Below are 13,916 nucleotides of genomic sequence, written 5' to 3' on the forward strand. Positions count from 1 at the left end.
TCAATATTAAACTACAACTGCATTTAAAACTGAGCTAGTAAAAAGCCCTACATATGGCAGGGCTAGGTTGTAACGGCTTATTTTAGTCGTTCGAGGGGTTTAAAACTCATAGCTAAAGCTTAAACTCAGCTCTCTAGGCGTTTCTTGAGAACGAATTAACACATCATTTTGTTCTACTTCAAAGTTTTGTCCCAACATATTCTTCACTTTAAGTGTTAATGTGGTATTGAACGTTGGGTAGTAACTATAAACCATGTCTAACGAGTTTAAAGGTTGTTCGTAAGCGTCATCAAAGTTGTTAACACCCGCAGCTAAAATACGGTCACCAAATACGTTATAAATAAATGAAGCTTGATGCATGCCATCATGCGAATCGTAATTCAACTGTAGGTTGGCAACATACTTTGAGTGGCCAGTCATACGTCGCTTTAGATTTGTTAGGTCGGCGCGCTGTTCTTCTGCAATTTCAACTTCTGAATCACTAACCGTTAAATTACCAGAAGTAAAAAAAGCACCACCCAATAAATCACTATGCAACTCAGTTAACCATTCAGCTTCTATACCGTAAACATAAGCTGTATCTGCATTGTCAAACTGCAGAGTAAAACGACCGTCACTTTCGGTTAATAATGCTTCGATTGGGTTATCTATATCTTTATAGAATGCGCCAACTGAGTAGTTATCACCATTGTCCATATAAAATTCGATACGTGCATCAAAGTTATCTAGGTAACTAGATTCTAAGAATGGATTACCAAGCGTTCGATAACCAGTCAACGGATCTTGGAATTGAACAGGGCTTAGCTCACGCAAATCAGGACGAACAACCGTGCTGCCATAGCCAAAACGAACTTGGTACGACTGCTGACTATATGTCATAGATAATGAAGTAAAATACTCATCTTCCATCACACTTGCTTGTTTTATCGCATCTGCACTTAATTTATCTGCCAATAAAGCAGGATCGAATGCTGAGCGAGAAAAAGCGAGAGCAACTTGACGGAAGTCCTCGTAACGCACACCACCACTTAAACGCCAATCTTGAGCAAAAGTGATATCAAAAGAGCCGTAATAAGCATCAATCATTTGCGCTGCTAGGTAATCATCGGCTGTAGGTTCTTGAAACAATAACTCTACATCCGTTGAATCGATCACAGCATCATTAGCAAAGAAGCTACCAATTGACAGTGCTTCTTCTTCACTTTGTGCTAAATCTAAAGACTGTGTTTGGCTGAAGCGATAGTTAAAAAAGTCTGTGCGGTAATCACGCGTTTTTTCAACAAAATAGCCGCCGCCCGCGATTTCAACTTCGGCGTTATCAAAGTAAAAAACTTTGTTAACATTAACGCCCCAGTTTTCTACATCGTCTTCTAGCTCAACAAATCGATACAAATAAGGATTGCCACCTAAACTGCCATTATAAAAAGTACGTTGATATTCGCCATCGGCGTACTCATCACGCACCGTTACTTCAAGCTCGCCAGGTATACTCGTCGTCGCTGTTGAATCAGTGTATTGCCAATCTACACCAACACCTTCAAGAAAACTCCACTCTAAATTGTGCATTCCACGAAGTTGAAGTATTTCAAGTTCACGTTCCTCAAAAGAGGTTAGGTGGCTTCGCTGTAATTGCCCAGCATCTATGCTTAATGACTTTGAAGGCTCTTGATAAAGCGCAACAGAAGCTTCATCTTCAGTATCTCGTAGCATCATATAGGTGGCTGTTAAATCATGGCCGCCAATTTTATAACCTAAATTTAGAGAGCTATTTAATTTTATATTATGCTTTGTTGATACTTCTTTCTCTGTGGCAGAGTAACAAGTAAAGTCATCTTTTGAACATTCAGATTCAGATGCGTCAACAGAAGAAAGTACTGCGCTAAACTTCTCTGCATTAGACCATTCATTTTCATAAGCAACTGATGCTAAGAAACCAAAAGATCCGTCTAGGCCAAATAAGTTATCAAATCGGTCGCCATAAACAGCCTTAATGCCTGCATCAGGGTTTAAGCTTTCTTTTTCTAAGCCAAAATCTCTTGGTAGTGCTTTTGATAAACTTTTATTTAAGTCTATTGCAGCTGCTTGACCAATATCAGCCCCCTGACGTCTTGACTCCACATCTCTTATATTTCTGTATGAGATATCAGACAAGCCATTGATATAGGTATTTAGCGCCGTTTTAACGGCTCCTGGTAATGCGCGTGTACCATCGTCTTTACCTAACCAATCATCACTGCCGCCATTGTATGTATAGCCTTCATCGTTTGTATCTTTATAGCTAGCACCAATCTCAACTTTAAATAAAGTATCACTTGGAATGCTTTTCGTCCTGATATTAACGTCACCACCACCAAAAGCCGCAGGCATATTAGGTGAATAGGCTTTTTGAACAGCTAAAGACTCAATAATACTTGATGGGAAAATATCAAGTGGTATTACATTTCTGGTCAGATCTGGGCTTGGAACAACTGCACCATTTAAACGCACGCTTGAGTAACGCTCACCTAAACCGCGTACATAAATAAACTTATCGTTAACTAAAGATAAGCCTGTAACACGGCGAAGTGCTGAAGCGGCATCGCTATCACCCGTTCTAGATATTTGCTCTGAACCCATTATATCAGCAACAAATGCCTGATTTTTACGTTCATCAATTACGGCACTAGCACTGCCTTTAAGGCGTGTACCTGTTGCAACAACTTCTTCTATCGCTTCTTCATTGATTATTTCTTGTGCCTGTTCAGCGAAAGAATTAAATGAAGAAAAAAGGGAGAGCAGAGATAACGTTATTAGATTAGTTTTAAACTGCTTTTGATGTTTCATATTTATATCCTCTAAACCTAAAATTCCCTTAAAAAAGGCGCCATAGCGCCTTATAATTAGAGCCGGTCTAGATTAATTACTAGCGCGTTGTAAAGATGCGGCTACAAAATCAGCCCATTCACTTGATTCACCTTCTTTAAGTGCACCAATATAACCTGCGTTAGTAAAGAAAGAGTCAACTTCACTCATGTCTTTCGCCGTTGTAGCTACCGCAGTACCTTGTGAATCTGTAATAGTTGCTGCAGTTGAAACACCATCAGCACCAAGTACATTTGCAAAATCAGCAAAACCAATCAGCTGATTATTTTCGCCACCAGTAAACCAGGTATTGATATCAAAACCTGCTAACGCACCTGTTAAAGGAGTGTTTACGTCTTCAAAATTCTTACCACACGCAAATATTGAACTCACAAATGCAATATCACCGTTGTTTGCATTGGCATGCACACCGGCATCTCCTGATTTATCTTTTTCATTATATAAATCAAAACAGCCAGCACCATCTACAGATGATGAGTTTACAAACAACATATTAGCTAATTGCGCTTTACCCCATTCTTTCATTTCCATACCGGCACCAGTACGACGCCCTTCAGCACCTTGATCACCAGTAGTAACAACGGTTGCATTAGCAATAGTTGGGTTAGAAACAGTCGTTACTAGATCTTGTGCGTCTGCAGATAATGGATCTACTTTTGCGCCATCTGTTTCAAATCCATGATTTCCATATTCATTTGAACGAACAAGAATGTACTGTCCGTAACCTTTCCAACCCTCATCCCAGTCAATACCGTCATCACCAGTATCAGTAACAACAATATGTTTAAGATTAACGCTACCACCAAAGAGCTCTATACCATCATCAAAACCATTATGTACATGAACATAATCAATGGTTGTGCCTGAGCCAACAGCATTTAGTGTTAAACCATTTAGCTCATCACCTTCAACGCCAAATCCTGCATACTTAATAACAATGTGCTTTAATATACCGCTACTATCTTGCGGGTCATTACCACCGTAATAAGATACAATACCTTCAGCTGAGTGATTACACATATCTTGTGCCGCAGCAGTCGCTGTACAACGAATAGAATGGCCACGTCCATTTACCTGAACGCCACCCCAATCCCCAATTTGAGCGGTGGTAGAATCATCACCATCAACTTCTTTAATACTTGTGAAAATAATTGGCTTATCTACTTCACCAATTGCTTCAATATTTGCACCGCGAGCAATACGAATAAAACTCTCTGGCTTGGTAAACGCAATGGTGGCGCCTGCTTCAATAGACAATGTTGGGCCATTAACATCAATAGTAGCGCCTGTAGATGTGTCTACATCGTCACCTATAAATAAAGCACCTTCAAATACATGGGCACCGCCATCATCTAGCGCGGGGATAACAAAAGAGCTAGTAATTTCTTTTGCATTACTTGCAAATGCTTGGCTGTATAAACAGTTTACGCCTTCTGCTTCACCTGTAAATGTAGCTCCATCTAATGTGTATGTGGCGCAACTTAATGTATCGCCACCATTATCACCACCTGGGTTAGTCACTGAATTGTCTACACTGTTATCAACTGTCGTAGGTGTAACGTTAATATCTCCACCACCACAACCAGCCAGTGTTATTGCTGTAGCCACTAAGCTGATTTTGAATAAGCCAGATAATTTCATTGTTCACTCCGTAAAAGTATTTAATTATTGTGTTAGCGCTTTAAGTAATAACTTAAGTCACTTTAAGGCACGATACTCATGCATTAATGTCACTTGAGTTATCGAATACGAAGTACAATACGGGAGTGTTATGACAATGAAGTTACACTTTAATAAACATAAAATGACAATGTTAATTAATTAAAAATCAATTGGTTGCTTTAAAAGTGCGCGCAAAAAAACCACACAAACTAAATGTTAGTGTGGTTTGAGTAGTGCAATTATGAAATGGTTTTTAGTGCGTCAATTAAGAGCTAATAATCGCACTATAAAAATTAAAGCAGTGCTGTTTTTAATGTTTGCGCATGCACTTTTTCGCGTTTTACATATTTGATCCATTGCTGGGCTAAACGTTGCGATTTTTTGTGCTTTTCAGCTTGTTCAAACGCAAGGATAGATGCATCAAAATTTTGTAAATTGTATTGTGCCATTCCCAAAGCAACAAACGCATTTGATTCAAAATCAAGGCCGCCTTTATCCAGTGCCATTCGCGCTGCATCAGCAGCTTCGTCATACTGCTCAGTGTTTACATACACTTCAGCCAAGCGCTGATCGTATTTACCATGCTCTGAGCGCTCTGCAGCTTTGGTAAAGTAACTAATCGACTTAGCATCTTCTTTTGCTTGTACCATAGCCTCGGCTACAAAGGCATAATTTTTAGCTGTTGGTTCAGCAATGCCCTGCTCTATTGCCTTACTCATTACACTGGCGGCTTTGTAAGCAAGCTGATTATATAAATATACCTGTGCAAGCTGTCTTAGGTCAGATTTAGAGGTTAAAAATCCTTGCTGGTAAGCCGCTTCTAAAACACTAAGCTGCTGTTTTTCTTGCCCAGTTTCACCGTACATACCGGCTAATTGCACCCAATACTCAGGTTTGTTGTATAGCTTTACCATACGCTCAAGTACGCTGACTACTTTATCCGTTTGGTTAAGTGAGTAATACATAGCACGTTGCAGTACCAGCCAGTTTTCTTTTGGTACTTTGCCTTCGCTATCACTTAAGTTAATGGCTTGGGTAATGTAACTCAGGCCTTGCTCATAGTCTTTTAATTGATAGTAGGTTTGCGCTCTTAATAAATAATATGCATCAGTTTTTGGCTTTGTATTAATGGCATCCCATTTATCTAAAAATGCGATCACCTTTTCATAGTCGCTGTTAGCCATTGCAAGCTGCGCTAAACTGAATGTTGTGCTCAGGCGTAGTGTTTCTGGAATGCCATCTTCTGCAATCACTTTTTCAAATGAGGCAATCGCTTTTACAAGGTCGTTTTCATTGTAATAAATAAACCCATAAAAGTTATGCATCATCGCAATTTCATAAGAGTTCATACTTGATGAGCGCGCTTGTATGCTGTCAAGCGCGTCTAAACCTGCTTTACTGTCGCCATCATCCGCAAGTTTTTGGGCGCGAGCTAATTGGCTGTATACCTTTTCACGCAGTGCGGGAACTCGTGTTGTTTTCTGCTTTTCAGCAGCCTGTACTGTCGCCAAATTTACACCCGGAAGTACACTCAATGCACTTGGTGTAACAACGCTGGCACTGATTGCAACAGTGCACAACATGCTAAGCTTTAATAGCTTGGTTGTTAGTTTTAATTTCATAATTGCCTCACGTTCACTCTTTACTTACTTAATAGAATTAACCATTAATTTGGAAAGAAATTTTATTTTGCACACCGGCTACTTCAACAGCTTCGCCATTAACAACGCGCGGTTTATATTTAAACTTAAGGGCCGCATCCATCGCTGCTCTGTCAAACAGTGACTCTGGCTCGGCTTTAATAACTTGTGGCTCTTTCACTGTGCCTTGCTTGGTCACTGTAAACTCAACAATGACATACCCTTCAATACCACGCGATAACGCACGCCTTGGGTATACCGGTGCCACTTTTACTATGGGTAAATACTCACCATCACTGGTTTCTAACGCTAATCCACCCGCTAGATTTACATCAGCATCGACATTGGCAGCAAAATCAAAGTTGTTGCTAGTAGCGTTGTTATCGCTACTTTGCATTTGTGGCGATTCCATTGGCGGAGGTGGTTCTTTAGGTGTTGGTGGCTTTTGTGGTTTGCGCTCCTTTTTTTGCACCGTTTCTTCTTTTTTCAAACGGACAAAATCCAACACATTCCCTTTTGCAGGCTCCGTCATGGCGCCTTCTCCGCCGGTGATCAATGCCTGCATACCTAAAAACAGCATAAAGGTCACCACACCCGCTATAATTAACGCAAGTACATAACGCATCACTCGTTACCCTTCTTGAGCCGCTATTGAAACATCAAATACACCCGCTGCACGCGAGGCATCCATCACTTTTATCAAGGTTTCTGTAGTGGCTTTTTTATCGGCCTGAATAACCACACTGCCTTGTGGATTTTCAGCTTTTAAACGTTCAATGTTGGCTTGTACAGCACGTACATCTATTTGACGTTTATTGATCCAAATTTCGCCTTGATCTGAAATAGCTACTAATATGTTAGCCCGCTCTTTTTTAACAGCCGTTGCTGCTTCTGGGCGGTTTACATCAATACCGGCTTCTTTTACAAACGAGGCTGTAACAATAAAGAAAATAAGCATAATAAATACAACATCCAGCATAGGAGTCATGTTTATTTCTTCTGCTTCATCTTCTTGGAATAAATTACCTAATGGGGCTCTCATTTTACTTCTCCTAGAACAAGCGGTGATTATGTACACCGCTTTTCAATAATTATTTAGTGGTCTAACACCATTGTGTCTTGCAACAATTCAACTTCACGCTTTGCTTTACGCTGTAAATAGGTTGAGGCAAACACCCCAGATAACGCACCGACCATTCCTGCCATTGTCGGTATGGTTGCTTTTGACACACCCGATGCCATAGAGCGTGCGCTGCCTGTACCTGTAATGGCCATTACATCAAAAACTTCTATCATCCCTGTAACTGTGCCAAGCAATCCTAATAGTGGACACAGCGCTACCATTACATTAATCAACGGTAAGTTTGCGTTTAATCGCATACTGGCGCGTGACACCATGGCCTGGCGTATTTGCTCTGCGTTCCAGCTGTTGCGTTCACTACGAGTTTTCCACGTATTTTTAACGTCTTTTTTGTAGTGTCGATAGCCATTAAAAAAGTACATAAATCGCTCGAGTATCAATAACCACATCGCGAAAATTAACACGGCAATGACCAAGAGCACTTGGCCACCCGTGTCGAGAAAATCACGGATAGCATTGATTGAATCAATCAATAGCACCATGGTTTAAGCTCCTTTCTCGCTTCGCTCGGCAATAATACCTGCACTTTGTTCTTGTAAAATAAGCAGTAAGCCTTTTGAGCGAGTATTCAATAAGGTGTATAAAAACACCGTAGGGATAGCAACAACAAGGCCTAATACTGTAGTAACCAGGGCTTGCGAAATACCGCCTGCCATTAGTTTAGGGTCACCAGTGCCGAATAAAGTAATTGCTTGGAAGGTATTAATCATCCCAGTTACCGTACCGAGTAAGCCCAGCAATGGCGCTACCACAGAGATAATTTTAATAAGCGTTAAATTACGGGTGATTTTTGGCATTTCGCGTAAAATGGCTTCGCTTAACTTAAGTTCAAGCGTGTCGTACGCCACATTAGGATACTGGTCTTTCACTTTCATGACGCGCCCTAGCGGGTTATCATCACGGGCTGTATCGTCTTTTAATTGACGACGGATTTTTCCACCCATCAGCAGGAGCGATACAAAACGCTCTAACGCAATTAATAACGCTAATAAGCCAACGCCTAAAATAACGTAACCAACTGCGCCACCTTGATGAACTTGCTCGCTGGTAACAGGGGCTTGTACTAACAAACCTAAAATTGAACCACCAGTTGGGTCAAGCGCAAACGGCACCACACCGGTGTTTGCTTGCTGCAAATCAGCCGCAGTCGCAGTAAAGCGGCTACTTGGTTGGCGAGTAAGCTGGCTAATTGTATTAGTAGAAGGCGTATACTCTAGGTACTGACCATCACTAATAAGGTTAAATGCACCCACACGTACCACTTCTTTTTGTACTTTATTGCCACCGTCAACAATTACATCAGTATTGAAGCGGCTTACTTTTCCTTGTTCGGTCATTTCGCGTTGTAGCTCAAACCAAACCTTTTCGATATCTTCAATAGACGCAAGCTTTGAGGTAGAACCCATTTTTTGCGCCAATTCGTCCATAAAAGTACTACGCCCAGGTAACTGAGACGATACCACCGAGGTTGCAAACTTATTGCTAGAATCTCCAGCAACTTGTTGTAGCACACCAAATAGCTCTTTTAATGACCCCATACGCTTTGATAAAGTATCGGTCAGGTTAGCCAATTTAATTTCGTTTTCTTCAAACTGCGTTTCTAAACGCTCTGACTCGCTAAGCATTTGGTTTCGTTTAGCTTGGGTGTTTTTAAGCATTTGCACTTGTTCATTTTGACGTGCTGCAAATTCTTGTTCGCGTTGTTTATTTTGTTCTGATTGCGCTGATTTACCCTGCTCTAACGTTTTTAATAAGGCATCTAAGTTCATTGGTTCAGCGGCACACATCGCACCTGAAAAACCTAAGCTGGCTGCAAACACGGCCATTTTTGTCATTTTCGTTAATAATTTCATGGTAAACCTCTTATTCTGCAGCATGAATTGGCAGTGTTAACATATCGGGGGCTAGTTGTTTGCGCGCAATGCGAAGCCCTTTATTAATTTGGCTAATGGTTGAATCAGGTAGTGCAACAAACGACTGTGACTGTTGATCCCAACTACCTGCTTGTTTGCCATCGCGGGTAAGGTAAATGAGTTCTAAACGGCCAATGCGTAAAAAATCAACTTCACGTTCTTTATTGTCCACATCAAGCAATGCGGTATACGCTTCAATAGTGCGTCCGTAATCAACTTCAACTTGATAAGCTTCTAAGACACGACGGAATTTTTCACTTGATGAAATATCAGCACGCTCCATCATTGCATTTAACGATTCAAGACGCTGCTTACGTTCTTGTTTTAAAAACGGCACATCTAAGGCAATAAACTGTTCAAGCCCGGTGATCATGCGAAGCATTAAAGGTGTAATTTGGCGCTCAATAATCGATACCTGATCCATTGATAAATTAAGCGATTCCATCTCTTCTATTTGGTTATTTAACTGTTTTGTCAGCTGTGCGTTATAAACGGCTAAACCATCTATTTCTTTATTTAGGGTTTTAAATTGCTGTAAACGCCCTTGCATTGAATCTGCAATCTTGTCTATTTTTGTTTGTGATTGCGCAGCTAAATTATTAATGTCGCTACTTTTATCAATTACCGTGTTTAAATCATTGGCGTGGACTGCTGCACTTGCGGCTACAATACCAGCTAAAATTAATGGTTTAACGCCTTTCATCGTATACACCTTTGCTCGTTAATTAGCGGATTTGCTAGTGTTTATTAGTCACTTTAGCCTGTTTATGAAAAAACATTTTAAAGCGAGATAGTTTCAATGAGCGAAAGTGTATAGATTAAAGATGACAAGCGTGTTGCGTAAAAAAGTCGCTTTTATGACAACGGTAATAAATTAGCCTTATTGGCTGAATTTAAAGTGCAGGGTAATGTTTGAAGCGTAAATTTTATAAGTAAGACTGTATTTCACTAAGGGTATGCTGCCAATCTATGTAGTTAATAGCAATAGGGTAAGCACGGTTGTTATGTATTAATACTAACGAAGGGAAACCTTGAATAGGTAAACTGCGAACAAAGTTAAGCTCATCATAAAAGCGACGCTGAAGTTCCTTAGAGTGTAACTGCTGAGTAAATAAACAGGGATCTAAACCAATTTTTTCGCATAGTTTAATAAGCACGTCTTCATCCGATGGATTCTGCGCCTTTAAATAATACGCTTGTTGAATAGCGTCAATCATCTGTGGCTCTTTGTTAAAGCTACGAGCAATTAATGCCGCCCTACAAGAAGGATAAGTAGAGCGGCGTGGTTGGCATTCTCGCCAAAAATTAAAATTAAACTCAGTGCCTAATTGGTTGTTAATGTTTTGCCATATGCCTTGTAGTTGCAACTGCATATCAGCACTCATTAGCTGGTCGCTATCAGCCGCTAACCCCCCGACCCTATATTCTATAGGCAGAATATTTACTAAAGCAGTTTCTAGCTTTTGCCAAGTAGGTTTATAACCCCAGCACCAGCTACACATAGGATCATGTACATAGATAAGCTTATTGACTGACATGCTCGCCCTGCGCAAATATGACTTTATTACGCCCTTGTGATTTTGCCTGATATAAATATTCATCGGCTTGTTTTAATGCACTGTTGAAGTCGTCAACATGATTAGCTTGTGCAATGCCAATACTGCAGGTTAACGATACTCGTTGTTGTTTATCAGATAATATCACATGATGTTGCACGCATTCTCTAAAGCGATTAGCTAAAATACTTGCTTCAATGGTCGTTAGCTGCGGTAAAATTACTACAAACTCTTCACCACCATAACGGGCTTTAAGGGCGGTTGCAGGAAACTGCGACTCTAATAATTTAGTGAACTCTATTAATACGGTGTCACCAAAATCATGACCATAGGTGTCGTTTAATTGTTTAAAGTTATCTAAATCTAGGAGCAATATAGACAGCGGTAAATAATGTGCAGGTCGTGAAGCGGCGAGCTTTAAAAAATGAGAGGTAATAAAGCGACGGTTGGGTGCACCTGTGAGCTGATCTGTATAGGCGTATTGTTTTTGCTCTAAGGTAATATCAGCAATGGCAAGGTGGCTTCGGTGACGAAAATACTCACCGATAAAAGAAAAGACCAACACGAGTGAAAATGCAGCAACAAAACGGGTTTTTTCTACCTCACCATAAATAACCTGCCCCATATCGGGGCCATACAACATAACAATACAGCACAATAACATGGCACTGCTTAACCACGCGCCAAGTTTAACACCCAGTATGGCAAATACAGCTACAGGATAAAACATTAGCCAATATAACGCAGTGTTATCTTTACCGCCTGTGTACACCAATGCTAAACACATCAAAAATACAATCATCAGAGTAATTAACGCAATAGCATTGAGCTTTTTGGTTTTTATAAAATAAACGATGCACCCGACAATCGTTAAGTTAACTGAAATTAATGCGGCAGTTAATATAGGTGCATAAACGCGATAATTTGCAATCACCAAATAAGTAATTAACACCAAGGCAATCGCTATCATGGTAAATAAAGAAAACGCTTGGCGTTGTCTATCAAAGCTATAAACACTGTCAATATTAACTAGACTAAGCCAGTTTGGTTTATTTATTTTTGTTTTATTGATCATACTTTGAATTTTTTAACCATCCGATCTAAGTCGCTAAATTGATGCTTAAGCTTGGTACATTCCTCTAAAGTAAGGTTAAGGTTAGATTGACCTTGAGTAGATAAGTCGCTAATAACATGAATATCTGAGTGTAATGATTTAACAACTTGGTTTTGTTCATCTGTGGCATTAGCCACACTATGATTAGCATCCGTTATTTGCCTTATCGCACTAATTATTTGCTTCATTACGTCGCCGACGGCATCCGCTTGCTGAACACTTTTTTCACTTTCTTCTAAACTGGTTTTCATCAGTTCAACGGCAGAGCTTGAGCCTTTTTGCAGTTCAATAACCGTATTTTCAATTTCTTGCGTTGATTGTTGAGTGCGTTGTGCTAATTGCCTTACTTCATCGGCAACAACGGCAAACCCTCTTCCCGCTTCACCCGCACGTGCGGCTTCTATCGCTGCATTTAAAGCGAGCAAGTTAGTTTGTTCACTCACTCCTTTAATTACCGCTAATACATTACCGATATTGGCGGTATGTGAATCTAAACTATTAATTGTTTCTTGCGCTTGCTCTATATTTTGCGAAAGTTGATGAATGCTTGATACGTTGTTAGTCAGTGTTTGCTGATTTTTAGCACAATATTGATCAGCATCTTTAGCAAGCGTTGAGGCATTACTTGCACTGCTTGAAATTTCTGTGGCGGTAGCAGAAAACTGATTAATTGCCGATGCTACGCTGTTAGTACGTTCACTTTGATCGTCATACATAGTCAAGGTTGAATCTGTTTGCGTAACCAGCTTAGCAACAGCTGTTTCTAACAATTGCGCTGAAGACTTAACTTGAACAATTGAATTTTGAATTTTTTCTATAAAAATATTAAATGAATTACTTAACTGACCAAACTCATCATCGTTTTCTACACTGAGGCGACGAGTTAAATCGCCTTCACCTTGAGCTATATCTCTAATAGCATCGTTTAAGCGATACATAGGACGCATTAAGTAACGCAATAAAAGCTGTAGCGCAAAAACAATGACTAAGGTGCCTACTATTAAGTAAATCAGTGCTTTTTGACCAAATGCCGACACACTTTCGAAAGCCGTGTCTTTATTGATCACTGCTCCTAAATACCAATCAACATTTTCTATGCCATGAATTTTAGTAAATGACACTAAAACAGTTTCATCAGCAACTTGGTGCTCTGTAAAAGTATCAGCCAGCTCAATGTCTTTTCCAAATAATTCAGTAAGCGCTTTTGAATTTAACTTACTATTTGGATGGCTTAGTATTTGCCCCTTATGATCTAATAAAAAGCCATAACCTAACCCTAAAAAATCAATATTGTCGATAATTTTAGCTATGGTTTGCATATCAATATCAGCACCTGCAACTCCTTTAAATTGGCCATTAATATTTATGGGCGCAACAGCTGAAATGGTCAGTTCATTGGTGGTTACATCAATATAAGGGGTGGTGAATGCAGTGTTAGTTTTGTTTTCAACCAACTTATACCAAGGGCGGCTAGTTGCATCAAAATCGTCGGGTAAAATGACGCTTTGATCATTTAAAATAAACGCGCCTGAGGATTCGCCGATGTAAGTATTTTTAAAATCACCTGCCATCTCTGCAGTATTTAATTGCGATAATGTAAGCGCTTTAGCGTCTGTAACTTGATAGGTGTTTGCCAGCGAGATAACAATGGCTAACTTGTTATTCAGCCAGCTTGCAATGTTCTGCGATACAGACTGGGAACTTTGTTTTAATACTAAAGATAGCTGCTCTTGAGTTTGATGACGCATTGAAAAATAGTTGTTAATAGTGAAAACACCTAACACTAAAACTAAGACCAATGACGCAGCGATGGTGATTTTGGAGGTGAATTTCAGCGAGCTAAACATAAGTACCTTAAGAATTAATCATTATTATCACTGTCTTTTTAACAAATTTTTAACTGAAAGTCTTAGCAAATATAAGCTGGGATTGATTAAATTTTAAAAAATAATGATAAAGTATTGTTTTGATGTACAGAAAAATATCTATAAGATGATTTTTTAATAGAGACGGTCTAACTAGTCGCAA

At 39.7% G+C, this 13,916-nt stretch carries 11 protein-coding genes; all 11 read right to left on the reverse strand.

The window, feature by feature from the left end; genetic code table 11:
- Nucleotides 1-99 precede the first annotated feature (99 nt).
- Complete coding sequence (locus tag QL989_RS17390) at nucleotides 100-2,823, reverse strand: TonB-dependent receptor (RefSeq protein WP_054201577.1); 2,724 nt, start codon at nucleotides 2,821-2,823, stop codon at nucleotides 100-102.
- Nucleotides 2,824-2,895: 72 nt separating this feature from the next.
- Entirely contained in the window at nucleotides 2,896-4,503 is a 1,608-nt protein-coding gene (locus tag QL989_RS17395; protein WP_290171402.1) for a hypothetical protein, read from the reverse strand.
- Between the two features lie 314 nt (nucleotides 4,504-4,817).
- Nucleotides 4,818-6,146 carry a tetratricopeptide repeat protein gene (locus QL989_RS17400; RefSeq protein ID WP_075170167.1) on the reverse strand — a complete coding sequence of 443 codons (1,329 nt, stop codon included), beginning with the start codon at nucleotides 6,144-6,146 and terminating at the stop codon, nucleotides 4,818-4,820.
- A 37-nt stretch (nucleotides 6,147-6,183) separates the two neighbouring features.
- Complete coding sequence (locus tag QL989_RS17405) at nucleotides 6,184-6,789, reverse strand: energy transducer TonB (RefSeq protein ID WP_290171408.1); 606 nt, start codon at nucleotides 6,787-6,789, stop codon at nucleotides 6,184-6,186.
- Nucleotides 6,790-6,795: 6 nt separating this feature from the next.
- On the reverse strand, nucleotides 6,796-7,206 hold the full coding sequence (locus tag QL989_RS17410) for a biopolymer transporter ExbD (RefSeq protein WP_008111500.1): 411 nt from the start codon (nucleotides 7,204-7,206) through the stop codon (nucleotides 6,796-6,798).
- A gap of 53 nt (nucleotides 7,207-7,259) precedes the next feature.
- A complete protein-coding gene (locus tag QL989_RS17415) occupies nucleotides 7,260-7,787 on the reverse strand; it encodes a MotA/TolQ/ExbB proton channel family protein (RefSeq protein ID WP_008111501.1) in 528 nt (175 codons plus the stop codon).
- A gap of 3 nt (nucleotides 7,788-7,790) precedes the next feature.
- Complete coding sequence (locus QL989_RS17420) at nucleotides 7,791-9,158, reverse strand: MotA/TolQ/ExbB proton channel family protein (RefSeq protein ID WP_290171403.1); 1,368 nt, start codon at nucleotides 9,156-9,158, stop codon at nucleotides 7,791-7,793.
- 10 nt (nucleotides 9,159-9,168) lie between these two features.
- The gene (locus tag QL989_RS17425; RefSeq protein ID WP_138606484.1) at nucleotides 9,169-9,921 is read right to left on the reverse strand and encodes a DUF3450 domain-containing protein; all 753 of its coding nucleotides are present in this window, start codon (nucleotides 9,919-9,921) and stop codon (nucleotides 9,169-9,171) included.
- A 223-nt stretch (nucleotides 9,922-10,144) separates the two neighbouring features.
- A complete protein-coding gene (locus QL989_RS17430) occupies nucleotides 10,145-10,756 on the reverse strand; it encodes a DsbA family protein (RefSeq protein ID WP_290171404.1) in 612 nt (203 codons plus the stop codon).
- Nucleotides 10,743-11,849: a diguanylate cyclase gene (locus QL989_RS17435; protein WP_290171405.1), complete on the reverse strand. Its 1,107-nt coding sequence runs from the start codon at nucleotides 11,847-11,849 to the stop codon at nucleotides 10,743-10,745. Before QL989_RS17435 ends, QL989_RS17430 begins: the two co-directional genes overlap by 14 nt.
- Nucleotides 11,846-13,735, reverse strand: coding sequence for a methyl-accepting chemotaxis protein (locus QL989_RS17440; protein WP_138606490.1), 1,890 nt, complete (start codon nucleotides 13,733-13,735; stop codon nucleotides 11,846-11,848). Before QL989_RS17440 ends, QL989_RS17435 begins: the two co-directional genes overlap by 4 nt.
- Nucleotides 13,736-13,916: the final 181 nt, after the last annotated feature.

The organism is Pseudoalteromonas sp. APC 3224 (genome assembly GCF_030407535.1).
In the GTDB taxonomy this organism is placed as follows: domain Bacteria; phylum Pseudomonadota; class Gammaproteobacteria; order Enterobacterales; family Alteromonadaceae; genus Pseudoalteromonas.

What these genes read in the sequence shown, in the direction of transcription:
- QL989_RS17390 (WP_054201577.1), bottom strand. Translation starts at nt 2,823, where the DNA reads ATGAAACATCAAAAGCAGTTTAAAACTAATCTAATAACGTTATCTCTG.
- QL989_RS17395 (WP_290171402.1), bottom strand. Translation starts at nt 4,503, where the DNA reads ATGAAATTATCTGGCTTATTCAAAATCAGCTTAGTGGCTACAGCAATA.
- QL989_RS17400 (WP_075170167.1), bottom strand. Translation starts at nt 6,146, where the DNA reads ATGAAATTAAAACTAACAACCAAGCTATTAAAGCTTAGCATGTTGTGC.
- QL989_RS17405 (WP_290171408.1), bottom strand. Translation starts at nt 6,789, where the DNA reads ATGCGTTATGTACTTGCGTTAATTATAGCGGGTGTGGTGACCTTTATG.
- QL989_RS17410 (WP_008111500.1), bottom strand. Translation starts at nt 7,206, where the DNA reads ATGAGAGCCCCATTAGGTAATTTATTCCAAGAAGATGAAGCAGAAGAA.
- QL989_RS17415 (WP_008111501.1), bottom strand. Translation starts at nt 7,787, where the DNA reads ATGGTGCTATTGATTGATTCAATCAATGCTATCCGTGATTTTCTCGAC.
- QL989_RS17420 (WP_290171403.1), bottom strand. Translation starts at nt 9,158, where the DNA reads ATGAAATTATTAACGAAAATGACAAAAATGGCCGTGTTTGCAGCCAGC.
- QL989_RS17425 (WP_138606484.1), bottom strand. Translation starts at nt 9,921, where the DNA reads ATGAAAGGCGTTAAACCATTAATTTTAGCTGGTATTGTAGCCGCAAGT.
- QL989_RS17430 (WP_290171404.1), bottom strand. Translation starts at nt 10,756, where the DNA reads ATGTCAGTCAATAAGCTTATCTATGTACATGATCCTATGTGTAGCTGG.
- QL989_RS17435 (WP_290171405.1), bottom strand. Translation starts at nt 11,849, where the DNA reads ATGATCAATAAAACAAAAATAAATAAACCAAACTGGCTTAGTCTAGTT.
- QL989_RS17440 (WP_138606490.1), bottom strand. Translation starts at nt 13,735, where the DNA reads ATGTTTAGCTCGCTGAAATTCACCTCCAAAATCACCATCGCTGCGTCA.